The organism is Vibrio sp. 10N.222.49.C9, from assembly GCF_041474985.1.
Taxonomy (GTDB): domain Bacteria; phylum Pseudomonadota; class Gammaproteobacteria; order Enterobacterales; family Vibrionaceae; genus Vibrio; species Vibrio crassostreae_C.
On record NZ_JBFRVD010000047.1, the window covers coordinates 1 to 25,401 of the forward strand.

General features: G+C 43.9%; 20 protein-coding genes and 2 pseudogenes. 7 read left to right on the top strand and 15 right to left on the bottom strand.

Translation table 11 applies throughout. The annotated features are described in order from the left end of the window. Positions 1–126 precede the first annotated feature (126 nt). Positions 127–1,017, top strand: coding sequence for a LysR family transcriptional regulator (locus tag AB4585_RS18850; RefSeq protein WP_017061891.1), 891 nt, complete (start codon positions 127–129; stop codon positions 1,015–1,017). Between the two features lie 94 nt (positions 1,018–1,111). On the opposite strand, the gene AB4585_RS18855 is transcribed toward AB4585_RS18850, so the two are convergent. From AB4585_RS18855 to AB4585_RS18880, 6 genes are all read right to left on the bottom strand, one after another. Beyond that, complete coding sequence (locus AB4585_RS18855) at positions 1,112–6,007, bottom strand: ATP-binding protein (RefSeq protein WP_372154412.1); 4,896 nt, start codon at positions 6,005–6,007, stop codon at positions 1,112–1,114. Positions 6,008–6,077: 70 nt separating this feature from the next. After that, a complete protein-coding gene (locus AB4585_RS18860; RefSeq protein ID WP_372122482.1) occupies positions 6,078–7,103 on the bottom strand; it encodes an HD-GYP domain-containing protein in 1,026 nt (341 codons plus the stop codon). A gap of 309 nt (positions 7,104–7,412) precedes the next feature. Next, entirely contained in the window at positions 7,413–8,177 is a 765-nt protein-coding gene (locus AB4585_RS18865) for an ABC transporter ATP-binding protein (RefSeq protein WP_017061894.1), read from the bottom strand. A gap of 12 nt (positions 8,178–8,189) precedes the next feature. Further along, positions 8,190–9,140: an iron chelate uptake ABC transporter family permease subunit gene (locus AB4585_RS18870; RefSeq protein WP_136978264.1), complete on the bottom strand. Its 951-nt coding sequence runs from the start codon at positions 9,138–9,140 to the stop codon at positions 8,190–8,192. Then, entirely contained in the window at positions 9,133–10,086 is a 954-nt protein-coding gene (locus tag AB4585_RS18875; RefSeq protein ID WP_017061896.1) for an ABC transporter permease, read from the bottom strand. The genes AB4585_RS18870 and AB4585_RS18875 overlap by 8 nt, the downstream gene beginning before the upstream one ends. Positions 10,087–10,186: 100 nt before the next feature. Continuing rightward, a complete protein-coding gene (locus AB4585_RS18880) occupies positions 10,187–11,119 on the bottom strand; it encodes a siderophore ABC transporter substrate-binding protein (protein ID WP_372170571.1) in 933 nt (310 codons plus the stop codon). A gap of 928 nt (positions 11,120–12,047) precedes the next feature. Here AB4585_RS18880 and AB4585_RS18885 point away from each other — a divergent pair. Beyond that, positions 12,048–12,257, top strand: a complete 210-nt coding sequence (locus AB4585_RS18885) for a hypothetical protein (RefSeq protein ID WP_004731601.1) — start codon at positions 12,048–12,050, stop codon at positions 12,255–12,257. 230 nt (positions 12,258–12,487) lie between these two features. On the opposite strand, the gene AB4585_RS18890 is transcribed toward AB4585_RS18885, so the two are convergent. Beyond that, positions 12,488–13,081, bottom strand: a complete 594-nt coding sequence (locus AB4585_RS18890; RefSeq protein ID WP_017061898.1) for a hypothetical protein — start codon at positions 13,079–13,081, stop codon at positions 12,488–12,490. Between the two features lie 265 nt (positions 13,082–13,346). Here AB4585_RS18890 and AB4585_RS18895 point away from each other — a divergent pair, with 265 nt between their 5' ends. Together AB4585_RS18895 and AB4585_RS18900 are read left to right on the top strand one after the other, a co-directional pair. After that, positions 13,347–13,508, top strand: a complete 162-nt coding sequence (locus tag AB4585_RS18895) for a hypothetical protein (RefSeq protein ID WP_170962358.1) — start codon at positions 13,347–13,349, stop codon at positions 13,506–13,508. Positions 13,509–13,733: 225 nt separating this feature from the next. After that, positions 13,734–14,273 (top strand): DUF3332 domain-containing protein, encoded by a 540-nt coding sequence (locus tag AB4585_RS18900; RefSeq protein WP_017061899.1) that lies wholly within the window; start codon positions 13,734–13,736, stop codon positions 14,271–14,273. Positions 14,274–14,385: 112 nt separating this feature from the next. Here the strand turns inward: AB4585_RS18900 and AB4585_RS18905 are convergent, their stop codons facing one another. From AB4585_RS18905 to AB4585_RS18930, 6 genes and pseudogenes are all read right to left on the bottom strand, one after another. After that, positions 14,386–15,045 carry a potassium channel family protein gene (locus AB4585_RS18905; RefSeq protein WP_017061900.1) on the bottom strand — a complete coding sequence of 220 codons (660 nt, stop codon included), beginning with the start codon at positions 15,043–15,045 and terminating at the stop codon, positions 14,386–14,388. Continuing rightward, positions 15,046–16,146: an AI-2E family transporter gene (locus tag AB4585_RS18910; RefSeq protein ID WP_136974477.1), complete on the bottom strand. Its 1,101-nt coding sequence runs from the start codon at positions 16,144–16,146 to the stop codon at positions 15,046–15,048. It abuts the gene before it with no gap. 22 nt (positions 16,147–16,168) lie between these two features. Further along, positions 16,169–17,119: a DUF2955 domain-containing protein gene (locus AB4585_RS18915; protein WP_372056884.1), complete on the bottom strand. Its 951-nt coding sequence runs from the start codon at positions 17,117–17,119 to the stop codon at positions 16,169–16,171. Next, positions 17,118–17,915: pseudogene (locus AB4585_RS18920) on the bottom strand (HlyD family secretion protein); the annotation flags it as partial. The pseudogene AB4585_RS18920 and the gene AB4585_RS18915, both read right to left, overlap by 2 nt. Before the next feature lie 117 nt (positions 17,916–18,032). After that, a pseudogene (locus tag AB4585_RS18925) lies at positions 18,033–19,016 on the bottom strand (diguanylate cyclase); the annotation flags it as partial. 274 nt (positions 19,017–19,290) lie between these two features. Beyond that, positions 19,291–19,719 (bottom strand): PACE efflux transporter, encoded by a 429-nt coding sequence (locus AB4585_RS18930; RefSeq protein ID WP_017066716.1) that lies wholly within the window; start codon positions 19,717–19,719, stop codon positions 19,291–19,293. 137 nt (positions 19,720–19,856) lie between these two features. Between AB4585_RS18930 and AB4585_RS18935 the strand changes: the two genes are divergently transcribed. Together AB4585_RS18935 and AB4585_RS18940 are read left to right on the top strand one after the other, a co-directional pair. Beyond that, positions 19,857–20,759: a LysR family transcriptional regulator gene (locus AB4585_RS18935; RefSeq protein WP_372170573.1), complete on the top strand. Its 903-nt coding sequence runs from the start codon at positions 19,857–19,859 to the stop codon at positions 20,757–20,759. Between the two features lie 419 nt (positions 20,760–21,178). Next, a complete protein-coding gene (locus tag AB4585_RS18940) occupies positions 21,179–21,523 on the top strand; it encodes a thiamine-phosphate diphosphorylase (protein WP_372170586.1) in 345 nt (114 codons plus the stop codon). Positions 21,524–21,651: 128 nt separating this feature from the next. On the opposite strand, the gene thiE is transcribed toward AB4585_RS18940, so the two are convergent. After that, complete coding sequence (gene thiE, locus AB4585_RS18945; protein WP_372170575.1) at positions 21,652–22,269, bottom strand: thiamine phosphate synthase; 618 nt, start codon at positions 22,267–22,269, stop codon at positions 21,652–21,654. 261 nt (positions 22,270–22,530) lie between these two features. Between thiE and AB4585_RS18950 the strand changes: the two genes are divergently transcribed. Continuing rightward, on the top strand, positions 22,531–24,474 hold the full coding sequence (locus tag AB4585_RS18950; RefSeq protein WP_372170578.1) for a methyl-accepting chemotaxis protein: 1,944 nt from the start codon (positions 22,531–22,533) through the stop codon (positions 24,472–24,474). A gap of 123 nt (positions 24,475–24,597) precedes the next feature. On the opposite strand, the gene thiM is transcribed toward AB4585_RS18950, so the two are convergent. Next, positions 24,598–25,383 carry a hydroxyethylthiazole kinase gene (gene thiM / locus AB4585_RS18955; RefSeq protein ID WP_372170581.1) on the bottom strand — a complete coding sequence of 262 codons (786 nt, stop codon included), beginning with the start codon at positions 25,381–25,383 and terminating at the stop codon, positions 24,598–24,600. Positions 25,384–25,401 lie beyond the last annotated feature (18 nt).

Genomic DNA, 25,401 nt, shown 5'->3' on the forward strand with positions numbered 1-25,401 from the left:
CTTAAGGTTCTGTCTATGAGCGTTACTTAAGACGCTAGAGTTGAAATTATCATTACTTAAGATAATAATAATTTTCTGTTATTTATTGGCTTTGTTATTTATAGGCTTTAGTATTTGAAGGTGAGTATGATTAATCCACTTTGGCTCAATACGTTTAAGACTCTGGTTGAAGTTGGCCATTTCACCCAAACGGCAGAAAAGTTGTATATGACACAACCTGGAGTCAGCCAACACATCAAGAAGCTTGAACAAGCTTGTAATTGTGACCTGCTATCTCGAGAAAACAAGAGCTTCGAACTGACCGAACAGGGTCGGATTATGTATCGCTATGCGATCAAACTAGAGAAAGACCAAGAAGATCTTTTTGAGTCTCTGAGTTTTGATAACCCTTATGCTGGGCAATGTCACTTGTCTTGCTCTGGCTCACTCTCTTTGCGTCTGTATCCCAAGCTTCTTGAACTTCAACAGCAACACCAAGAGCTCAGCATTAACTTAGAAGCCGCTCCAAACAAAAAGATATTGAATGACCTAAGCGAAGGCACTACCGATATCGGCATTGTTAGGCATTCCCCGAACGACAGCTACTACCAAAGCCAAGTCATCGGCAAAGAAGCACTGTGTCTTATTGTTCACCACAGCCTTGCTGATTTAGAGATAACGCCGCAAGTATTGAATGACATTGGCCTGATTGCCCACCCAGATTCTGCACATTATCTGTCTTTGTATTTCGACCTTTGCGGAGATAAAGACTTAGCGAACATCAACGTTAATGAGATACCAAGATCTGGCTACATCAATCAGCTTCACCAGATCTTGCTACCCGTATCAAAAGGATTAGGTTTTACCGTGTTACCGGCTGGCGCGGTTGAACACTTCCCAGATAGAGACAAGCTACACGTTGTGCCGCCAAAGGTAGAAGTAGAGGAAACGCTGTATCTGGTTCAAAAACGAAACCGAAAACTGCCGCACCGATACGATACGGTTGTTGAGCTAATCAAACAGAACGTGAGTCGTTAGTTCGGTATAGATAGATTTAAAGCCTTTAGCTAGCTCGGTATTTCGCTATAAGAGCTAAAGGCTTTAATGTTGAAGTGATATTTATAAAAGACAACTACTCAGAAGCGCCAAGCCCCTCTTTTGCTCGTTCAAAGTCATAATTATCTAACGCACTTCGAACATCTTTGAGAACAACAGAATGTGGATACTGTACCAGTAACTCAGTCACATATTGAGTTGCATCGTTATCATAAGCATCCAGCAGTGATAGCAACTGAGCATGCTGTTCTGACGTGATGCTCGGTGAATCAGAGGTATCAGCAAGACTCGCATCGGCTTCTTCAGTACTTGTCGTATTGAATCCCCCAACACCAGACACATCAAAGCTGATCTCAACTGCTTTAATCAGTTCGATTAACCCAAGTTCGCCTTGCTTAAGATCTGCTTCATCACACGCCTTGTCATGCGCTTTGCTTTCTAAATCACTGAGTAACTCTGCCAATCGCAATCCACCAATCGAAGCTGCCATGCTTTTTAAGGTATGTAGATTACGCTCTAACGTCGCCCATTCATCTTGCACTAGGTTGTCGAAGGTTTCCGACATAATGTCAGGCGCCCCTTGGCAGAATCTACCAAGCATCTTCTCTTGCAGTTTCGCATCATGATGAGTCAGTTGCTCAAACCTCGACTGAGAGAAAACAGGCTGCTCTGTTTGAGTATCGGAGTGTAATTCCGAACTATTATCAGAATCACTGGCCAGTATCGTATCTGAAGACGTGTCTGATGGCGCTCGACCTTCAACTAAGACCTCAGGAACAATGTATCGAGTAATCAAAGACATCGCTTTATCAATAACAATAGGCTTATCCAAGAAGTCCGTGATGCCCGACGCCCTCGCTCGTTGTTTCGCATCAGCAAAAACATTGGCTGACATTGCAATAATCGGTACATCTATATCGAATTCACGAATCAAACGGGTAGCTTCAAAGCCGTCCATAATCGGCATTTGAAGATCCATGAAGATTATTTCGTAGTCGTTGTTTTTAGCTAACTCCAGCGCTTCCTTTCCGTTTTCAGCAAGATCGGCATTTAATTTAGAGCGACTGAAAAATGCTAAGGCGAGATCTTGGTTCAGCTCATTGTCTTCAACCAATAGCACTCTTTGCCCTTTGAACTCTATCTGATAATCCAGTTGCAACTCTTGAGCTTTGAAGTCGGCTAACGCATCCGAGCTTGAGCGTGGCAATGTCAGTACAAAGGAGAACTCACTGCCTTGCCCGTAAACACTCTCTACCGTAATTTGACTGCCCATCGCATGAACTAATTTCTGGCTAATGTTGAGCCCAAGCCCTGTACCGCCAAACCGACGTGTCGTTGTGGTATCCGCTTGGCTAAAGGCTTCAAACAGCTTGTGACGGTTCTCATCCGAAATGCCTATCCCGGTATCCATCACACTCACTCTCATGGTTAGGCTGCTGTCGTTCGAGTCAACATGCTCCACCGTTAATGCTACGCTGCCTTGTTCCGTAAACTTAATCGCGTTGCCCACAAGGTTGAGTATGACTTGGAACAACCTCAAGGGATCGCCTTGCAGTGGCGTGTCTAACTCTGGGTCGATGACCATCGACAAATTGAGTTGTTTCTCAGCTGCTTTCGACTCCATTAGTTCAATCACATCTTTAAAGGTCGTTACGGGATCAAACGGGACGTTATCAATAACAAGTTGTCCAGCTTCTATCTTTGAGAAATCAAGGATGTCATTGATGATACCGAGTAACGAATGGCCAGAACGGTGCACTTTCTCAATGTAATTTCGAGCGACAGGATTAGATATTTCGCCAATCGCCAGATAAGACAAGCCAATAATGGCGTTCATTGGGGTTCTTATCTCATGGCTCATATTGGCTAAGAATTCCGATTTAGCTTGGCTCGCCAAATCGGCTCTCTGTTTCTCTTCTTCCAATTGTTCGTTAAGGCGCTTCATTTCTGAAATATCGAATGCCCAAAATAGTGTGGCGACTTCACCATCAATCTCAAAAAGATAGTAACTGACCAAAGCAACAAATCGGGTTCCATCAGACTTTCTGAGTACTAACTCCCTATTTTCAACTTTACCGTTAAGGTCGAGCTCTTCATGCACGCCATCATGAACGCTCAGCGAGTCATGGATAGCGGCAACGTCGATAGAAGACAACGCCTGATCTTCCACGCCAAACAAACGTTTTGCCGTATCGTTCGCGTAACGAACCTCTTCTTCAAATACCACACTAGCTGCAATTGGAGAGCTATTTAGCATGTTGTAGAGTTGGTTCTGCGCCTTTTCCAGAGCTTCGGTCGCTTCCTTAGCAATACTGATCTGCTTCGCTAATTTACGATTCCAGAAAATAATAAGAAGAAGGATCACCAGAGAAAAAACCGAAATAGTGTAAACCAATTGATAATCAACTCTTTCTATCGCTTTGGGCGCCGCCCACTTTGCTGAGATCTTCTGGTGTTCTTCAGCCGAGATACTGCCTATCGCTTTGTTCACAATAGACAACAGCAAAGGTTCAGATTTGATGACATGCAGAGTTGGCGACAGGAAGAAGTCTAACCGGCCGATGATACCAACCCCTCGATGACCAAATGAATCAATGAGGTAATTGAGGACATCAACAGTGTCGACCATGCCGTCTAAGGTTTTATCATCCAATCGGTTGAGCCCATCGGCCGTGGATTCTACCTCTACCCACTCAACGTTCGGGTACTTATCTAAAATCGCGTTAGTATTTGCCGCATTCTTCAATATACCGATTTTCCAACCATCAGCTTCTTCAAGTACCAAGCTACTAACGTCTCTTCTCGATGCAATGGCCAAACGACTTGAAAACAAGCTTTTAGCTGCTTTGACGTTATCTCCTAACGAACGATTCTCTTGAGCTGCTGAGACCAGTTCCACTTCATGATGATCAACCAAGCTTCGGGTCTCAGACCAATTCGCCACGTCAACATGCTGAATACTTAGCCCTGTTTTTTGTTCAATCAGCGTTAGATAATCATCAATCATCCCGATGTATTCACCGGTATTGGATACCGCTTCATAAGGTAACGAATTCGGATCGATACCTATACGTACATCCGGATTATCTTTAATCCACGCCCTCTCTTTTTGGCTTAGATTTAGGATCTCTCCAGTCAAGTTACTCGCTTGATAAACATCCGTAATATAGCGTTTCGCCGCATCTCCGAATGAACTAAATTGTTCGACAGATGGAAAATAAACATGGTTCCGCACTAACGAATTAACATCAAAGTAGAAAGTCATAAACCCGGCATTACTGCTACCCGTTTGTGTTTTATATCCAGCGCCTTTCGTCACCGATGACAGCTTAGACGTGTTTTTTCTCGCCAATGATGTCGTTGATACATCGCCTAAAAACCAAGATTCAAGCGGTCGTTTATTATTGTCTGCGAGCGCCGTGATCACAGTGAAAGTATTATTTGCATCAAATATATCAAAAATCTTAGGCAACTCTTCAAAACGGTCATTCACGATAAAATACGCGGATACCTGAGCGATAATATCGGCTTTCTTCAGAACCGGAGTCAAATCGTTCTTAACATGTGTTCTAAGAATTTGTTCGAAGTCGCCATCTTCTTTCTTGAGATTTTTCAATGCAGCATTAAAGCGATCTCTTAATTCAGAGCCTCTGAAATCAACATAGATCGGGTAGCTCACTTTATATTCTTCATGCAGCTCTATTTCACGCATTTCAATAAACCGCGTGTTAGTCACAAACCAAGTTAACACGCGCCTTTCTACCATCAATAAGTCTACATTTTGAGCTCTCAATTGGGAGAACGCTGATTCCAAGCTATCGAGATCTTCTGTTCGTTCAATACTCAATTGGCTATTCAGTACTTCTACCGAGTTTTTAATTGGTGATGTTTCATCAAATAGCAAAGCACCCAATGACAGATTCTTTGCTGACTTTAAATCCAAGTTACGCCTCTTTAATGAGACAGGGACAAAATCAACATCCATCACCTTGTCACTGACAAAGTGCAGCGAAGGGTCGTCAGGTTGAACGCCTGAAACAAATGATATTGAGTTGTTGTTATCGATGGCTTTTTTAGCGGCGCTAGGTGAAAGTGTGACAACGTCACCTAGTTTGTATCCCATGTCATTCAGTGCACGCTGAAGAATGTCGTGCTCTAGCCCGACTGCGGTGCTGTCTGGGTAAAAATACGGAGGGTTACCAAAGCCAAACACGCCTTTTAGCGGCACTCGATAGGGGGAACTGTCTAGCCACTTCGATAAAATCTGGTTCTTGTTATCAACGTCGAAGGTTTCAATCTGTTTGTTGATTAGCGTCAGCAGTTCTGGTTCATCGGTTCGAATCACCATTGATGCTTCAAACCTTTTCCAATGCTCCAGAACATAATTTACCGCTAAATCATGAACGCCAATCTTTTCCGCAAGATCCATAGTGGTGATAGGTTCACCGACCATGCCTTCGACATCCCCGGCCCCTAACGCACGTACTGCATCAATAACGTTATCAAAATCCACTCGCTCAATAGAACTCAATTTGACACCGGCTCGCTCCAAATCGATATTTTCATTAACCATCGCAATACGGCGTTTATTATTTTGATCTAGGTTTCCATCGAGTTTGTTGTCGATGGGAACAATCACTGCGACCTGATAAGGAATATAGGGAGCACTCGCAAGAAAACGGCCACCTTCACTTGGGTCGAACTGTTGGAATGGAAATACATCGCCTCGCCCGTCGACTAACGCGGCTTTAGCCTCGACACGCGAGTTAACTGTGACAAACCGAACATGAACACCAAAACGCTGTTCAAGATCTAATGTCCAATCTTTGATGATCCCAGAAACCTGCCCATCATCATCGATGAATGAGTAAGGATAATGGTTGGCCAAGACAACAAAAGTTACCGTTGGTTGGTTTCCCAACCACTGATTTAACTCAGTATCTGTTACCTCAGCAGCATTCGTAGATCGCATTAGCAGCGGCCACACCACAAGTGTAATGACCAGAAAAACAACCAAACGATTTAGCGACAACATCAAGCCATCACTCATCTCTAAATTTCTCTTTAATTGCTAGAATCTCAGGTAACTTTAGAAAAAACATATCGACGATAGTCGGATCAAAATGCTTGCCTTTCTGTTCTTCAAACAAGCTCAGTGCCTCATCGACACTCCAAGCTTTCTTATAAGGACGCTCTGCTGTCAGGGCATCAAATACGTCAGCAACGGCCGCAATTCGTCCAACCAATGGAATATCTTCGCCGGCTATCTGCTTTGGGTAACCACTGCCATCCCACTTTTCATGGTGATACTGCGCGACTTGAATGGCCATACGCATCAGTTTGGAATCGCCCTGCCTACCAAGGATTTCAACACCGAACTCGACGTGTTTCTGCATGGTAGTCCATTCATCGGCATCCAATTTCCCTGGCTTCAGTAACACACTGTCAGGAATGCCAATCTTGCCAATATCATGCATTGGTGCTGCATCACGCAACGTCTCGGCATCTTCGTCAGTCATTCCCAAGGCTTTAGCTAGCACTTCACAGTAGTGACTCATACGCTTAACGTGCATGCCTGTTTCATTGTCTTTAAATTCAGCAGCTCTACCCAGTATGTTCAGTGTTTCTAGCTTACCGAGATTGATCTCTTGAGTTTTCTCTTTTACCTGACTAAACAACGCGCGTTGTTGGTCATAAAGTGCGATATGCGTTTTCACACGCTGGAGTGCAATTGCAGGGGTTATCGGCTTGGTTAGGTAATCGACAGCCCCCAAGGAGAGCCCTTTTACTTCGGCTTCTGGACCAATTGTGGCGGTCACGAAAATGATAGGAATGTGAGCCGTATTCGGCTGAGCTTTAAGTTGGCGGCACACCTCGTAACCATCGATGTCAGGCATCATGATATCAAGGAGGATAAGGTCTGGCTGCGGCACCATCTTCGCGATCTTGATACCAATTGTGCCGTTAATCGCTACTTTCACTTGATAAGTATCTTTGAGTATTGCCGTTAACACATCCAAGTTACTTGGGGTGTCATCCACGACTAACACTATAGGTTTCCGACTCATTGATACCTCGTATACAAATCAAACAGTTATAACCCTAGTGTAGAACGGTTTCCAGAGGTTAAGTAGAAAAAAAGCAATTGATTTTCAAAAATGAAGAGTAGATCTGTGAGTGACTTCAAACTGGCGTTATTAGAAGTACGACCAGTCAATATTACGTCAGTTAAGTTATTATTATACAAGGGGAATTACCTTTGCATTGCAACATTTCACTAACAACACAGATACTATCCGAAAACAAAAAGAGCTCCTCATATGGGAGCTCTTTTCGTTCAACGGCTAGAAAGCAAAACAACCGAGTTATTCAGTAATCTAACGACCAGAATAATACATACAGATTCGAACACCATCGAACTCACGAATCTCAAATGGGATCTCGTAGATAGACTCCATCACTGATTTTTCAACCACTTCCGAAACCTTACCCGACTTAACCACTTTGCCTTTCTTCATCGCAACAATGTTATCTGAGTAACAAGAAGCGAAGTTGATGTCATGAATCACGATAACGACCGCTTTATTGAACTCATGCGCTAAACGACGAAGCGTCTGCATGATTTCGACCGAGTGTTTAATATCAAGATTGTTCAGTGGCTCATCTAAGAACACATAATCCGTATCTTGCGCCACAACCATCGCGATAAACGCCATTTGACGCTGACCGCCACTCAACTCATCAAGGTATTTGTTTTGGATGTCAGTAATGCCAAGGTGTTCTAGTGCTGTATCGACGATCTTATGATCTTCGTCTTTCAAGCGACCTTGAGAGTGTGGGAAACGACCAAAACAGACCAATTCACGAATCGTAAATCGCATGTTGATGTTATTTGATTGTCTTAACACGGCAAGGTGCTTCGCTAGCTCTTTGGTATCCCACTCAGCCAGTAACTTATCGCCAATGACCACTTCACCCGCGTCGCTGTCTGTTAAGCGGCTCGCCATTGAAAGCAGTGTACTTTTACCCGCACCATTTGGGCCAATGATAGAAGTCACTTCGCCTTTCGGGAACATAGCACTGGCATCATCAACCACGAGTGACTTGCCATACTTCTTACTTAAACCTGTTAATTTAATCACTACTTACTACCTTTACTGAATTCTGGTGCGTAACAACAAGAACATAAAATACAAACCGCCGACCAAGTTAATAATCACACTCACAGTGGTTTCAAACGCCATCACTTTTTCGATAAACCATTGGCCAGAAACCAATAGCACGATCGCTAGTAAGCTGCTTGCGATGATAAGCACACGATGCTGATAAGATCGGAATATCTGGCGAGCTAAGCTTACGGTGATCAAGCCAAAGAACAGCACAGGGCCAACCAGAGCCGTAGACACCGCGACCATCACTGACACAATCACCAAGGTAATCTGAGTCAATCGCTTGGTGTTCACACCCAGGCTTGTCGCGTTATCAACACCAAGCCAAAGTACATCAAGCTTAGGCGCCAACAACCAAAGGCCAAGCAAGCTCAAACCCAAAGGAATAAGGCTGAGGTAAACCAACTCGCCTTTCACGTTATTGAAACTTGCGAACATCACATTCTGCAGCACCGCGAACTCGTTCGGGTCAATCAACATCGCCAAGAAGTTAGACAAACTCGAGAATACGCTGCCACATACGATGCCTATCAACAGCAGTGTGAATACGTTGTTTCGCTTGCTCTTAAAGTAGAAATGGAACAGAGCAAACGAGAACAAGATCATCACAGTCACAGACATCGAAAAGTTTGCGATCGAGTCAATCACCCAGAAGCTAGCACTGCCAAACACAAACAGAAGTACCGTTTGTACCAGCATATACAAGCTGTCAAAGCCCAAGATGGAGGGGGTTAGAATTCGGTTATTAGTAATGGTTTGGAAAACCAATGACGACGCCGAGATCGCTACCGCCGCCAACACAATCGACAGCAATTTTGGTAGGCGCAGAGACAAGAAGAACTCGTAGTTATCCCACGTCAGCCCCTGCCCGATGAATAGCGCTGTCATACCCAAAGACGCGATAGCCAGAATCGCAATTTTTACTGAATCACGCATTCGACTTGTCTCTCATGATTAGGTAAATAAAAATCATGCCACCAAAGATGCTGATTACCATCGAGATTGGAATCTCATAAGGGAAGATGACGATTCGAGCTAGCAGGTCACAAGCCAACACCAAGATCACCCCCCAGTAGGCAGTCCAAGGCAGAATCTTCTTCATGTTATCGCCCATCATCAGCGACACGATATTCGGCACGATAAGGCCAAGGAATGGGATAACACCAACGATCATCACCACAGAGGAGGCACTGATAGCCACTAACGCAACACCAATGAAGACGATCTTCTGATAATTCAAACCGATGTTTTTCGCGAAGCTCTCACCGATGCTCGCCGCACTGAACTGGCTCGCGAAATAGTAAGCCAATACACAAGCAGGCACCGCGAGATAAAGGATTTCATAGCTGCCCTGCAACACGCTCGCAAAGTTCGCCATAGTCCATGCCGACATGGTTTGTACTAAGTCGTACTTATAAGCAATAAAGGTTGTTAGAGACGAAACAACGTTGCCATACATAATGCCAATCAAAGGCACCAATACCGCGTTCTTAAACTTGAGGTGTTGTAGGAAGCGAACCAATAGCATGGTGCCAAACACTGCAAACGCGAAGATAAAGCCTAAGTAGCTCCATTGCGCAGCATTGCCTAGCACTAGAATGCCGACAATGTAACCCAACATCGCACAGTCAATGGTGCCCATCGTCGAAGGCGCGGCAAACTTGTTCTGTACGATTTGCTGCATGATCAAGCCAGAAACACTCAATCCCGCTCCGGCAAGCACGATCGCGAGTAGTCGAGGAATCCGACTAACAATATAAATAGAATTGGCGTGTTGGTTGCCATTGAAGAAGTCACTAAAACTGATTTCAGCGACTCCAATCATCAATGACGCAACGCATAACACAACAAGAAATACAGCAGCTGCAATGGGTTTCAACATAGGAATAATACTAAAGATAGGTCTCGGGTAGCCCGTATAAAAAAGTGAAAAAGGGCTTATAAGAACACTCTTATAAGCCCGAAAATCTGATGGTTAGTAACTATTGAATCGTACGTTCAATGTCACTAAGCATTCTATGAATCGCTGTCACACCGCCACCAGCCAAATACCAAGCACTTGAATCAAGGTAAACGATATTGCCGTGCTGCGCTGCAGGTGTTGCCGCAACCAGTGGGTTATCAAACAGTTGTTGTGCGCGTCCTTCTGATTTACCAATCGCTTTTTCGCGGTCAAGCACGTAAAGCACTTCAGGTTTTGCATCAGCTATGTATTCAAAAGAGATTAGGTTGCCGTGTGTTCCTTTAATCGGAGCCACGGTTGCACTCTTTGATTCCACGAAACCAAAGTCATCAAAGATGATTGAGAAACGGCTGCCTTTGTTGAACATCGCAATGTTGTTACCGTTGTTCATTAGCATCATTGCTGAAGTTTCGTCAGACGCTACTTTGTCGTTTACCGCTGTGATAGAAGCTTGAGTCTCTTTAATGATCGCTTCGACTTCAGCTTGCTTACCAAAGATGTCGCCTAGCACACGCCAGTTTTGCTGAGCATCAGCCCAGTACTTGTCGCCTTCAATAGAAAACATGACAGTAGGAGCAATTTGTGCCAGTTTGCCGTAAACCTTAAGCATGCGGTTTTCCGCGATGATGATGTCAGGCTTCAACATGTAGATAGCTTCAAAATCAGGTTCGCTTAAAGAGCCTGTATTTGCCGTCGTATCTTTGTACGAAGCTAGGTAATCAGGCAGCAAGCTATGAGGCGCGCCAACTGGCTGTACACCAATTTTATCGAGCACGTCTAAGCTACCGTGGCCTAGAACCACCACTCGCTGTGGTACTTCAGTAAACTGCGCTGTGCCTTTCACATGCTCAATGGTGACGGTTTCCGCATGCGCGGTCATCATGAATGATGATGCTAGAACGATGGCAAGCCCGCTCAATAACTGGCGAACTGAATTGATTGTTTTCTTCATGTTTCTTCCTTTGCCATTGATACAAACCACCACTCATGACAATGAAAGTCACATTACTCATAGACGAGCATGGGGCGTACACAACTGCTAAATAACGATAATTTAAAGTCTGTCATTGGATTGACAACAAACTTGTAACGCAAGTGAGAACTATTATCAATTATATTTGCACTAAATTGGCGATACAACAACTTTATTATTCAGAAATGTAAAAGTGAGTATTCATATTTTGCGTAGTCAGGAGAGGTATTAGGAATCAGAAATATCAAAAAGACGCGAAGAGGAAAATACTCATCAACCTGAAGAAAAAAACAGATGGGGAAAGCACCCAAAAACCCTGTAATTACAACGCTGAACCCCAAAATCATGGATTGTAATTTACAATGTAAAGATCATATACAACAGAGACTTAATCATCAACAAATTAGCTGATCAATTAAACCCACTAATGACAACGAATACGAACAGCTGAAAAGCCAAGACTCAGTCAGATATCATGGTCAAATCCCTGACCTTCGCTCATTTAACCTTCAGTAACCGATGGTAAATCACCCAAAAATATTTTTGAATTTAATTGAATATAGGGTTGTAATTTTGAAAACTAGGCGTATAGTTCGCCACCTGGCTCTAATCTATAGAGCTGTTAATGCTAAAGTAAGTCCAAGTTCCACATAGACAGTTCTCGATTCCCTCGTTACACCATCTCTGCGTCAGCTTTCACCCAGATAGTCATTCAATAGCTTTTAAATTCGATCCTACTACCGATCTATCGTCATTTGCTCTTTTGTCAGCGAAGTCAGAATAGATCGAGCACTTAAATACAAATGTAATAAACACAAGGCACAGTTATGTCACGCAGAACAACACGACAAACCCATTGGTACCAACTATCACGCGAAAAAACAGTCAATAAACTAAAAGGTAATAAATGCTCAAGATTAAAATAGATTTACACAAAGAAGAGATTTCATGGGTCACCGAGATTCGACAGCTCAATAGCGATATACTCCACCGCCACATATTGCCCAAGCTACAACATCACAGCTATCTCATCGACTTTGAATTTAATGAACGAGAAAGCATCGGAACTATCGTTTCAGGCAACGGAAACACCCTAGGACATTTCACACTCCTATAGCATTTCCCAAAGGCTACAAAAGAAACACCATCTAGTCCCAAAGATGTAAAAGATGTCACCCTCAATTCGCTCTAGCAGAACAAAATAGAGTAGAAGTAAAACAGATCTGAAACCTAGCCCTTTTTGCATTTCACACGCGGCTAACGCTAGCTAGGTTATCGTACTTCTATTGAAACCAACTTATATCAAACTCTAAATCACCATTGAGTCATTATCAGTGCATTCATGGACTAATAAGTTAACGGCATCGACCTTAACTTCTGATCAAGAGTATATAAGTGTTCTGCAGCTTGCATGTGTTGAGGGTAATCACTGAACTTCTCACGATTCTCCTCATTCATCTTACATGTCTCATCCACCAGCATTAACTTCCAATACAGCTTCGTTGTATGCAACATCGCCAGTAACGGTTTGAACACCTCTTTCTCATAAGCTTGAATCAACTCTTCAATCAACTCGTCACGTTCGTCTTCGCTTGCGATTGAACCCTCGGTTGCCGACAACACTTTTTGATACTTCAGGTTTTGTTGCAGCTTATCCATGACCGTTTGGTTTTCTTCCGCTAAGTCAACAAGCTTCGACTTAATGATGTTTACCCAATTCGCTTGGCTCAGTACTGTGTCATCAACGCTGGTAAAATCTTCTCGTATTTGTCGTTCAACATCTTTTTGAGCTTTCTTTAAAACCGCACGCACCTTTTGGAAAGGCAGCTGATACTCCTTACTTAGCTCGATAATCAGTTTATGAAAACCACCATTTGGAAGGTGTAAGTTTTCTTTAAACGTCGCCATTGCAGCTTCTTGCTGTTCGGTAAGGTGAGTCATTCTGTTTCCTATTCTTTATCACTTATGGTGCTGAGCCCGCGATCATACCACTATTACCCTCGTTTTTTCGGTAACTTGAACAGTTACACCTCGCTATGCCGTTAAATTCACCCAACTCTTTACCTTTTGCCTAGTTATTAATCCATATGGCATGAAATGGTAAATCCCTACCGGTGAAAGTTCGTACATTACGCGCTCAGGGGATATCGCCAGACAGGAGTCGTTACTTACATATGAAAGACAAGCGCGAGAAATGAGAAAACAGATGACCTATTCAGAATACAAAGAATCCGATTTGCATAAGTGCGTGAGCATTGGTTCAGAAGCAATGGTATCCATTGCCAAGTTTGCCTTTAAAGCCACTACCCTTTTATTTCGATTTTTCCGCTGGCTTGTCGTATCGGCTTATACCTACGTGATGAAGTAATTCTATATGGGAGTCGTTGTTTTCATTACGACTTATCTAAATACCCCAAAGCGCGCCCTATTAGGTCGCGCTTTTTTTGTGTCCAGTTTTATACCTAGCTTGATGCCAAAAGTCCGAGTGCATTTTATATCGTCAGTGGCGCTAAATGGTAAAACTGACCATCGAATAAAAACCATACTACACCTGTTCCAACGAAACAGACTTCTAACTTATACAGGTACTAAAATGAAAAAGATTGCACTTAAAATTGTAGGACTAACGGTTTTGGCTTCTGCGCTAACTGGTTGTATCGGCAGCAACGCCGTAACAGGGAAAGTGATGAAATTTAACGTTGAAGTTGTCGATAACCGCTATGCCCGTGCAGGTGTAAACTTCTTATTAGCGCCTGTATACGGTATTACTACCGCAGCAGACTATGTGGTATTCAACTCACTTGAATTCTGGACAGGTAAAAACCCTATCAGCGGTTCACCACACGTATTTGATACAAAAACAGACACGCACTTCAAAGTGAACGATGAGCTGGACCCAAGCCTGAAAGAAGCCCCTGTCGGCCCAATTTCTAACAATCGCACCATTGAAACGGGTGAGATGATTAAGATCGACGAAAACACGATTCAAATGGACATCGTCTATACATCTGGTGAAACAGCGACTCTAACGGGCATCAAAGACGGTCAAAACGTTACCTATTACATGGATGGTCAGCTTGTATCGCAAACAACTATCGCTGAATTAGAGAAGATTCAAGGCACTGAAGCTTAAGGTTCATCGCCCACACAGAGTTCAAACTTAAAGAGACTTTTGAGCTCATAAAATAGAACAAGCCCGGCGATTGCCGGGCTTGTTTGTATGTGCTCTATTATTTGTAAATGCTCTATTGGGACTGAGACTGTGCAAGTCGAATGCTCACCAAACTCGCCACCATGATAGCTAAGTAAAAGCTGCCGATAATGGATTCCATAAACACAAAGAATTGAGCAATAGGCAGAGCTGGTGATATGTCGCCGTAACCAACCGTAGTCAAGGTGATAAAGCTAAAGTACATCGCATTAAACAAGTTCGTCAGCCAGACTTGCTCTTCTAACCCGTTAAAGGCATTAGGAAAGATCTCTAAAATTAACAAGTAGATGGTCGACCAAGCAAACCCTAGCAACAAGTAAATACAGATGGAGCCGATGATGTGATTGGGTGTCACCGTTTTGGCTTTCATCACCTGCTTCAACGCCGAGTAAATGTGTGAAAACAAGAACACAGCCAACGCCGATAGCGTCACTATCGACAGGTTATAGCCTTCCAAAAATGAAAACACGCCAGACACGAGCGCCGTAATCAATAACAGCCCATACCAAGAGCGATACAAGGCTCGCTCTTTATGAATACCGGCAATTGAACTCGCCAACGTAATAATGATAAGAAATAGGATTGTTTTCTGGCCTTGCGGATAAAACTGCTGCATCACCGCGCAACCAAGAAACAACACCAACAGTGCATAGAATAAGAAGTAGAAGTTGTCGTCTTTAGAGACTGGCTTCATCTATTTTCCCTCGACCTCTGCAGGTTTTTTCTCAGTTTCTTGTTGGTTTTTCTCTTCAAGTCCAAGCCACGCCATCATCAGCTCATAGCTTAAACTCAGTATCACAGCACCGACAAACAGACCGACGATGCCTGACATCGCCATTCCGCCCAGTGCACCCAATAGAATTACCAACATTGGAATGTGAGAGCCACGGCTCAGCAATACTGGCTTTAAGATAGCGTCACTGCCGCTCACCAAAATACACCACACTAAGAACAAGCTCGCCGCCAGTGTCGATTCAACGCTGAACATGTAGATGATCGCCGGTAATAGAGCGAGAATCGGTGGAAGTTGGATTATCGCAATGAGCAGCACAGCTAGCGCCCAAAACGCAGCTGCTGGAACGCCTGCAATCACCAAACCGATTGCCGACATCATGGATTGAATCACAGCCACACCAATCACACCTTGCACAACGCTTCGCACGGTCGATTTAGAGAGCTCTACCAACTCTTCACCTTTACCGCCCGTTAAACGCGCCACTAAGTGAGTCACGCCGGTTTTGCATTTATCGGCATTACTCATGAATGCACCCGCAATGATGGTAGAGATGATGAACTGAATAAAGCCGCCACCTAACGAGCCAAGAACAGAAGCCGCTTTCGTCGCAAACTGTTTAAGTTCATCCGCATACTTTATGAAAGTGCCTTCAATATTGTTGGAGGCGGCAACCAAGGTTGAATAAACCTTTTCCCCTATTAATGGAATATCTTGTAAGGACTCTTTCGGTTTGGGCAATGACAATGTGCCATCTTGAAGCCCTGTCATCAGGTCAGTCGCGCTGGTGTAGATACCAGAAGAAAGCGCCGCCAAAGGAATAAATAGAAGAATCACACCAATAAAGCTCAGCAATGCACTGGCTTTACCTTTCGACATCCCGGTTTTATTTGAAATTGCGACCGCCACTGGATACAACGCAGTCGCAATGATCGCACCCCATATCACCAAAAGAATGAATGGGCGCAAAATCGAAAAACACCAATACACGAGCATGGCAATCGCTGCGATCTTGATGGCAGCGTCTATCGCCTGTTTTGAAAAATCATCGGTTAACTTCATGAGACGTCCTTGTTAGACAAAATTAAGGCTGATTTTGTAGAAACTTCCAATTCCGTGTTTCTAGGAATAGAGAAGCCAAAATCATATATATGCCAATTAACACTAATTGGAATATGCGTATAAGAGTGTTGCTATCGATGTCACCGGAGCTCATCAACGTGCTACCAACCAGTACGAGCAACGTACTAAATGCAGTGGCGAAAATAGGTGCTTTTTCGGGAACCGTGTAGATCTTGGTAGCCATAAGAATGGCAATAAGTCCTATAAACAAAGAATAGAAGACAATGTTGGGTACTATAGAAAGAATTGAAAAAGCAGCAATCGCCAGCAATCCCCCGATACCGTTACTTATCACCAAAAAAGCGCTCAACTTTATCGACTTCTCTGACGTAATCATCAACGATAACAACGCAATGAACATCATTGTCAGTAAAGCTTCAGATATTTGAAAAATAAAGAAAAAGCACACCACTGGATAGGAGATAATCATCGCCCTAAAGGCCGCATACCAACGCTGTTTCTTTTCGAGTGGCGCAGCAGCGAAGCCTGAGAACGCCGATTTTGGCTCAGGGAAAAACACATGCACTAACGCAAAAAGCATGACTGAAACCACACCAGAGGTCGCTAAGCCAGAGGCCAGCATTACTGACACGCCGGGGTTATCAATCGCCATGAATGGCAACATCAAAACCGCAATCAACAGTATGGTGGCAAACAGGTTCCATTTTGGGTCGACAAACAAGTAGTAACCCCACAGCATCATTAACCCCACTAAAATCAGCAATGGGATTGGATAATGGGTAATTCCTCGCGACAGTAATAAACCTAACCCCATTGTCACCACAACGGCCAAGAGCAATTCGTAGACCGTTTCTTTATGGAGATTTGGTTTATCAATTAAGAACTTAGCTGTGAACACTGGCGCCACAAACGCAAGTGGCCAGTTTATCCACGCCGCCAAGAAAACAGCCAACGTGACCTAGGCTGTTCTCTCGATAATAAGCTTCAATCCAAATATCTTCGGTTGAAACAAAGGTCATGATTGCTTGCCCTGCTGATGCATAGAAACCTTCAGACAGGCTAAAGTTAGAGACACCACCTTGTGTCGGTGCAGTAATCACGGTGCGCTCTAGGTTCAATTGAGCTTGTTCAAGTGCCAGCAACGCCGCTTTCACTTGGCTATTTTCTTCGCCTTCTTTACCCATTTGTTTCTTAGCACGGTCAAGGTCAGCTTCTGCATTCACAACCGCCGCACGAGAGGTCGCTAATGCTGCTCGCGCTTTATCTGCATCTGATTTAGAAACGACACCTTTATCGGACATCTCTAAAACACGCTTGGCTTGCAGTTTGGTGTTTTGTCTTTCAACAATAGCTGAAGTGAGTTTTGCTTGAGCTGAAGCAATACTCGCGGTTTGCGCGCCGACATTTTGGCCAGCAATCTCTAAATTTTGCTCGGCTTGTTGTACGGCTATTTGGTAATCAGACTCATCTAAAATGGCTAGCTTATCGCCTTGATTAACCAGTTGGTTAGGTTGAACAAGAATATCGAGCACTTTACCCGACACCTCAGGTTTGATTGGAACGATATAACCTTTGACACGAGCATTATCAGTAATAGGGATGATGCGGTCTGAAATGATACTGAAGATCAACATGAACGCTACGAACAACAATAAGTAGTTGGTGACCTTTCTTACTTTGTCTTTTCCATTTTCTTGCTGGCCAACTTCTTCCTTGGCTTCTTGCGCATTCCCGTTGACTTCTGACATGGGACTCCCTTCTAGATAACTAACATCAACAAAATTAATACTTTAAAAATAAGCCCGGTGATGGAAAACTCAAGTAAATAGGGTTAGATTTAGTAAACAAAACGTTGCAAATGATATAAGTGCCTTATCTGCACTGCGATAGGTCGCTTCGGCTTGCGCCTGTATTTCAGACACACCACTGCTCACGGTCAGGTTCAATGTTGTCCCTTTGGTAATCACTTCTTTCAGTCGATACATCGCCTCAAACGCTTCTGCCAAATTGGTTTCAGGCATCAAGATAGCGAACTCTTCTCCGCCTACTCGCGCGACGATATCAGTGTCTCGGCTGTTGTTTCTCAACAGTTCAGCGACCTCTTTCAGCGCTGAATCACCTTGGTCATGACCGTGATTATCATTGATAGCCTTGAAGTGATCTAAATCGATCAACGCCAAACAGGAATGCGTGTAACCATAACGCTCCGCTAAGTTTGAATAATGGTTAAGATCTTTATCAAAACGGCGGCGGTTCCAGCACCCTGTGAGAGAATCTGTGTCCACCAACATTCTTAATCGACGTTCTAATACTTTGCGTCGACTAATATCGGTAAAGGTCACCACATATTTATTATTGTGCGACAGTATTTCAACTAACTTTTCGACAACCACATTCACAGTAAAATGTTCACCAAGTCGACTGACTCCACTCAACTCACCCTTCCATCTCTGGTTTTCCTTGAGTGAGCGAGTAATGGTCGTGATTAGGCTGCTGTTATTCATAAAACAGAGTTCAGAAATCGGACGAGATTCGACTTGGTCAAAGGCATAACCTGAAACCCGAGAGAATTGTTGATTCACTTGTATGACCCTCAATTGACTATCGAGGACAATAAAACCTGCGACACCATCAATGATCGCTTCCGACAAGTTATTCTTGCTTTGAGCCATTTAATGTCGATATAGGCGTGCAGTAATGAGGGTGCTGAGCAAAAACAACGCGCGCACAGAAAAATCCATGACTGCCGAAGAAGCCATACTCAATAACCACAAGCTAACTGCCATATTAAGGGCAAGTGTAGACACCACGTATAGCGGCATTTTTCGGTCAAAACTTAACTTATTCATAGTCTGCTCTAGTGATGGGCGAATGACTATGATGGCTAAGTTTCCACTAAGATATTTACCATTTTACGACACATACAAATTCAAATTACATATCGAACAATAAGTGCATAGGGTTACACTAACTATTAAGCGGAAGAGATTGAAAAGATTCGAGACCGCCACTTTGAATGCCAACCAGTGCCGGGTTACCTAGGCCTACTAACCGAATATCTCCGTCAAAATAACGAATAAACAAACGGTTAGTGGCCAAGCTCGTGTTTACTGACTTGGTAGATTACTGAACGGCTAGCTCCCCTCTGCGTACCCAGAATGCTCGAACATGGTCATAAATCAGATTAAACACAAACGCGTAAATGGTAATAAAAATGGTCACGCCGATGTCCATCAAAAATGCTTGCCATAACCCCACGTTAAGTAAGTATGCCATCACAGGGATTGTCGCGATCAACAAGCCAGCCTCAAATAGCACGACATGAAAAACACGTAATTTGAGCGAACGCTTTGATTTTTCACCCGTGAAATAACGATCAAAAATACGGTTAAAACAGTAGTTCCAAATCATCGCGATAGTCGCAACAACTATCATGGTTCCTGATAAGGCATTCACATCGTGATCAGTAAATATCGCTAAACCTATAATTGACAGTGTGACGGCCAATACTTCAAACAACACCGAGTGGAAAACTCTCTCTAACGTACTCATACATTCCTATAGCAATTTATAACATGGTGGACTTACCGAAATTATGTCACCGAAAACAATAAGAGAAAGTTAACAGCCATCACGTTTAGTGATAGCTTAAGTATAAGTACCCCATTTTGTATTGAGCGAGAGATAACATGTACAGTTTTGAGCAACTAAAAGTCTTCGTCACGGTGTGTGAAAGTGGCTCTTTCTCTGCCGCCGCTCGCAAACTGAAACGAGCTCAGTCTGGGGTAAGCCAATCGATAGCCAACCTCGAAATTGCCATTGACCAAGAGCTGTTTAACCGAGAGAAAAACATCCCCGTTTTAACCAGCAAAGGTAAAGCGTTATTGCCTGTGGCTAAGTCCGTTCTTGACCAGCAAAAGTACTTCGATCAAAAAGTAGAATCGCTGACCCAAGAAGATGAGCACGAACTGATCATTGCGGTTGATGAAAGCATCATAGATAAGAACTTTATTAAGATAATCAGCTCACTCGCCGATCAATTTCCAATCACACACTTCGATATCATTACCACCTCAACCTTTGATGTTGAAGACCTAGTAAGACGCGGAAAAGCACAGATTGGCATCATCTACGCGGATGGCGAACTGAAGGTCGATATGGATTTCTTTTTGCTGGGCCAAGCGCGTTTCCTAACTGTTAGCTCTGCCACTCACGAACTGAGTCGCATGTCCGTTGTACAAGACTCAGACCTAAAGCGCTATCGCCAATGTGTGCATCGCAGCTCAAAGCAGCGCGAACTGTGGTTCACCTATGGTATTAGCTCGATGCGTTGGTATGCGAACAACCACAAGAACATTGTTGATCTCGTTGAACAGAACGTAGGTTGGGCAAATGTGCCCGAAATGATGGTGATGGAAGGCATTCAAAAAGGTGATCTAGTGGCGTTACCTGTCTCGCACGAGCATGGTGGTTGGATTACTCCAGTGGGTTGTTTGGTGTCTCGCAGCCACATCAATGGCCCAGTGCTCACTAGCCTTATTGAAAAGCTTAAGGGGCACTCACTGCAATACAATCAATGGCAAGCCAACTAAACTCCCCCAATTCTTGAGTTCAGCCTATATCAGCAACGGAATCCTAAGTCAATGACGGTGGTGCTTTCTCCACCGCTACCTCATTTCTGCTTATCTTGCCGATAAATATCTTTGTCGTGTGGATAAAACACCCTAGTTGATGTCCAAAAGTGACCTAACTACACTGCGATCCCAACCGGGTGTGTCTTTTCAAACGAATGTAGACAGACCCAAATCGCTCTTTAACATCATTGACCCAACTTCAAATCTCCTAGATAAGCGCTCAGCCTTGCAGTTGCTTATGCCGGTTTCAAATAGATCACTTTTTGAATATTAATTCGCACCCAGTTTATGAGCGCTCTTTGAGTGCTTTTTTATATCTAAATGAACCTTTTGGAAAATTTGTCGTGAACGTTTTAAGAAATATTTGCCCTGAGAAAATGGGCAAAGAGCGTAACAAACGAGAGTATGATTTACGCGTACTTAATTGTGTCAGTGAAAGCGAATATGAATCGCGTATGGCAGTTTGGAATAGCTTAACTTTGGTTGCTACTCCGTCTGTTTCAGAAACAAAAGGCTTCATCGATGAGGCTTTCAACAAACTTCAGCAAGACTTGAAAGAAGCAAGCCGCGAGTTATCGATTAACTACACGGACTTCATTGCAATGGCGCATGAAGAACTTAACTACATTAAGGTGTTTGTTGCTGATAAGACCGCACAATACGGCTGGTATGCCGCGATCGTTCTTATGATCATCGGTACTGTTGCTCTTTGCATTCAATAGACCAAACGATGTGTTAGATAGAGCAGCTTAGATACTCTATCGATAAGCACATCTAGCACGACTCCGTGCTTGTGCTTTCACTAGAAAACAGATGACCAACCTCATTTGTTTTCTAGTTCTACTCCCCTTCACTCTCCCATCAGAGATAGCAGTTCCTGCGTCGCTTGTTTTGGGCTTTCAGCGTGACATATCGCTGATACCAACGCCAGGCCGTGAATACCTGTCTGAACCAACTGCGGAATGTTCGATTCGTTGATTCCACCGATACCAACAATCGGCAATTTCGTTGTTTTCAAAGCCATTTGAATGCCTTCATAACCCCAATGTTTCTTTAGATTCGTCTTAGTCGGTGTGGCAAAAATCGCACTGAGACCAATGTAATCGATCGGCAAACTACCTGCTTGTTGTAGCTGCTGTTCAGTTTCAATTGATAACCCAAGAATCTTGTCTGAACCAATCAGCTTACGTGCTAACTCTGCAGGCATATCCGATTGACCCAGATGCAAACCATCGGCGTCGACAGCCAATGCTACGTCCACTCGGTCATTGATGATCAGCGGAACACCTGAGCCAGCCAGAATCGACTTAACCGCTTGTGCTCGTTCAATGAAGGCTCTTACGTCCCCATGTTTTTCTCTTACTTGAACCATAGTGACGCCACCAGCAACCGCTTGTTCAACCACGAATTTAAGCGTTTCTAGATCTTGTTGGTCGTCAGTCACCAGATAAAGTTTATAAGGGTTCATCGCGTACCTTTGAAGTCGATTTCTAAAATTGGTTTTCTGCCATTTTACCGACAAATCACATCCTATGCATGGAAGTTAGCACTTAATTCCTTAAGTTAGGCGGTTGAATTCAAATACGCAACTCGTTGAAAGCATGTCGAAAAACCCGATTTTTCTAACAAAAGCGTTACTTATTACACAAACTATTCGCTTTAGCATGCCCAGAATGCTGTTTTATGAAATACTCCCCTATGAAGGAATCAGGTAAATATAGGGATAGTTATGCGCCACCTTTCTATAGCGCTCAAGATCAAGCTGGGTTATGCCATCTGCTTGCTCTTTTTCGTCATTTCAGGCCTTGTGAGTTACAAAGGTATTCAAACCTTGTCGAACGGCTTTAGCCAGTACAGTGACCTCAGCCACAAGGCGACATTGTCAGGCAACATTCAAGTGCACTTTCTTCAGATGCGTTTAGCTTCTGAACGTTACTTAGAGTCATTGGATGATCAATACGAAGCGAATTATCAATCGAGCAAACTTGCGATTGATGAACTGCTGAACAACTTAATCCAAACCACCACCAATACTGATAGCTTGTCGAGCCTGCAATTAGTGCAAGACAGCGTTGCAGCTTTTGATGCGGCTTATGGATCAATGAAACAGAGCCAACTGCTCATTGACCAGTTAGTGAACGTGGAGATGGTCACACGAGAAACCAACGCACTGAAAGCGGCTCAGAGCTTATTGTATGAGTCTTACAATAACAATGATCCAAACGCGAGCTTATACGCAGGCATGTTGATGGAGAACTTCCTCGCAGCCAAGATCACAGTGCTGAGTTACTCAAACAACAACGACCTCAAAACCTATGAAGCTGGTAAAGACATTTTTGAATATGCTCTGCCAGGTATAGAAGGCGATATTGAATCTCTTAAATCATCTCCTTATCAAAGTGAATTGATTGAAGATTTCTCTAACCAACGGGAAGCGTACGCGAAAGGCTTTGAGCAAGTTCATCAACAGATGATTGAGAACACGCAAAGAACCGCTACCCTTTCCTCGATTGGTGATAGCTTGGCTATCGCTGTGGCTGATGCTCAGAGCATTCTAGAACAACAGAAACAAGCATTAACACCAGAACTGCAAGCCAGCGAAAAGCGCTCGATTCAAATCATCATATTGCTGACGGGTGTGGCTTTAGTTATTGGCATGACGAGCGCCGTGTTGGTGACTCGCTCTATTACTAAAGGCATCGCACAAGTTAAACAGATCACCAACGAGCTTTCTCAGGGCAACCTGAATGTGGAAGTGAACATTGAGAGCAAAAATGAGATTGGCGAACTGCTGACTAATATGGAGATCACCATTGAATCTCTGCGCGATATTGTTGGCCAAGTGAACCGTTCTAGCGTGCGTATTGGTGAGATGTCGGAGTCACTCAATCAAGTGACAAATAACAGCTCGACCAACGCAACACAATTGAACAGTGAAATGATCAATATCTCTTCTGCCGTTGATCAATTAGCTTCCAGCACATCAGAAATTGCGGCAAGTGCTAACCACGCGTCTCAAGTTGCCAACCAAGCCACCGAGAATGTGGCGATGGGACTGAAAGAAGTAGATAAGACACTGCATGAAATTGGTAGCGCCGATGAAAGCATGCAGGTAAGCAGCCAAAAAGTGACCGACCTACATAAAGAGTCGATGAACATTGGTGCCATTCTTGAAGTAATCAAAGGCGTTTCTGAGCAGACCAACCTGTTGGCATTGAATGCGGCTATTGAAGCTGCGCGCGCAGGTGAACAAGGTCGCGGATTTGCAGTAGTAGCCGATGAAGTAAGAACGCTCGCTAAACGTACCCAAGACTCTGCTAGCCAGATTGATGAGCTCATCACCTCACTACAACGTGGCGCTAAAGATGCGTTAGAGTCTATCAAAGAGAGCCACAGCACGGTTTCAGACGCTTCAACGCAGGCGCAGCAAGCTTCTCAGAACTTACATGTGATTAATCAACACATCCAAGATCTGAACCAAGCCAACAGCCAAATCGCGGTGTCGGTTGATGAGCAGGATCGTCTTACCAAATCACTGGGTGAAAACGCGCAAGGTGCAAACACTATTGCTCAAAGCAACCAAGAGTCGGTAAGCAGCATTTCAGGTGCAGCGAGCGACTTAACCGAGGTTGCTCATCACCTAGAGAGCCAAGTTAACCGATTTAGAACCTAGCCAGCCAGTCTATACACAGCTGACACAGTTCCAAACCAGTAATAAAAAGCCCCCTACACATAAGTGTCGGGGGCTTTTTTAAGTTAATCTAACTCTAACTTGTGGCTTAGAGTTAGATTAGCCCTACTGAATCTTCAAGCGTTGAATCAGAGTCTCTTCGTCTAACTGATACAACTCATCAAGCAAGTTAATTTGCAAGCTACCTGGGCCGCGAGAGTTTTCAGCCGCGATTTCACCAACCACGCCTAATACCGCTGCTGCAGCTAAACCACTATCATCACCAACAGCCGCGAAAGCACCCGTCAATGCAGTTAAAGTACACCCCATACCCGTCACATACGGCATCATTTGGTGTCCATTGTTTAACGTCACCACGCTGTCTTTGGTGACAACGTAATCTGTCTCACCAGATATCACCACATTTGCACCGTATTCAGCCACTAAGCACTGTGCAGCACCTAACGCAGCATCACTGCTATCAAGCGCATCAACGCCTTTGCTCTGCGCTTTTTCGCCCGCTAACGCGATAATCTCAGACGCGTTACCACGAATGATCAACTTATCGGCTAAGCGTGCAATTTCACGAGAAGTCTCGGTACGCAACGTACTTGCCCCACAACCCACAGGGTCAAGAACCACAACCTTGTTGTTCGCGTTCGCTTGCTCAACAGCAAAACACATTCTTGGCGTCCAAACACTGTCGAGCGTGCCGATGTTAATCACCAAAGCACCAGAGAAAGACATCATCTCAGCCAGTTCTTGTTGTGAGTGTGCCATGATAGGCGAAGCGCCAATCGCCAATAACGCGTTGGCCGTGTTGTTCATCACTACATAGTTAGTGATGTTCACAACCAGTGGTTTTTGCTCTCGTACTGCGCGTAGCGATTGAATAATTTGTTCAGTAAGCATGGGTAAATCCTTATTCGT

Coding starts and splice junctions, on each gene's coding strand:
- AB4585_RS18850 (WP_017061891.1), top strand. CDS start 127: ATGATTAATCCACTTTGGCTCAATACGTTTAAGACTCTGGTTGAAGTT.
- AB4585_RS18855 (WP_372154412.1), bottom strand. CDS start 6,007: ATGCGATCTACGAATGCTGCTGAGGTAACAGATACTGAGTTAAATCAG.
- AB4585_RS18860 (WP_372122482.1), bottom strand. CDS start 7,103: ATGAGTCGGAAACCTATAGTGTTAGTCGTGGATGACACCCCAAGTAAC.
- AB4585_RS18870 (WP_136978264.1), bottom strand. CDS start 9,140: ATGCGTGATTCAGTAAAAATTGCGATTCTGGCTATCGCGTCTTTGGGT.
- AB4585_RS18875 (WP_017061896.1), bottom strand. CDS start 10,086: ATGTTGAAACCCATTGCAGCTGCTGTATTTCTTGTTGTGTTATGCGTT.
- AB4585_RS18880 (WP_372170571.1), bottom strand. CDS start 11,119: ATGAAGAAAACAATCAATTCAGTTCGCCAGTTATTGAGCGGGCTTGCC.
- AB4585_RS18885 (WP_004731601.1), top strand. CDS start 12,048: ATGCTCAAGATTAAAATAGATTTACACAAAGAAGAGATTTCATGGGTC.
- AB4585_RS18890 (WP_017061898.1), bottom strand. CDS start 13,081: ATGACTCACCTTACCGAACAGCAAGAAGCTGCAATGGCGACGTTTAAA.
- AB4585_RS18895 (WP_170962358.1), top strand. CDS start 13,347: ATGACCTATTCAGAATACAAAGAATCCGATTTGCATAAGTGCGTGAGC.
- AB4585_RS18900 (WP_017061899.1), top strand. CDS start 13,734: ATGAAAAAGATTGCACTTAAAATTGTAGGACTAACGGTTTTGGCTTCT.
- AB4585_RS18905 (WP_017061900.1), bottom strand. CDS start 15,045: ATGAAGCCAGTCTCTAAAGACGACAACTTCTACTTCTTATTCTATGCA.
- AB4585_RS18910 (WP_136974477.1), bottom strand. CDS start 16,146: ATGAAGTTAACCGATGATTTTTCAAAACAGGCGATAGACGCTGCCATC.
- AB4585_RS18930 (WP_017066716.1), bottom strand. CDS start 19,719: ATGAGTACGTTAGAGAGAGTTTTCCACTCGGTGTTGTTTGAAGTATTG.
- AB4585_RS18935 (WP_372170573.1), top strand. CDS start 19,857: ATGTACAGTTTTGAGCAACTAAAAGTCTTCGTCACGGTGTGTGAAAGT.
- AB4585_RS18940 (WP_372170586.1), top strand. CDS start 21,179: ATGGGCAAAGAGCGTAACAAACGAGAGTATGATTTACGCGTACTTAAT.
- thiE (WP_372170575.1), bottom strand. CDS start 22,269: ATGAACCCTTATAAACTTTATCTGGTGACTGACGACCAACAAGATCTA.
- AB4585_RS18950 (WP_372170578.1), top strand. CDS start 22,531: ATGCGCCACCTTTCTATAGCGCTCAAGATCAAGCTGGGTTATGCCATC.
- thiM (WP_372170581.1), bottom strand. CDS start 25,383: ATGCTTACTGAACAAATTATTCAATCGCTACGCGCAGTACGAGAGCAA.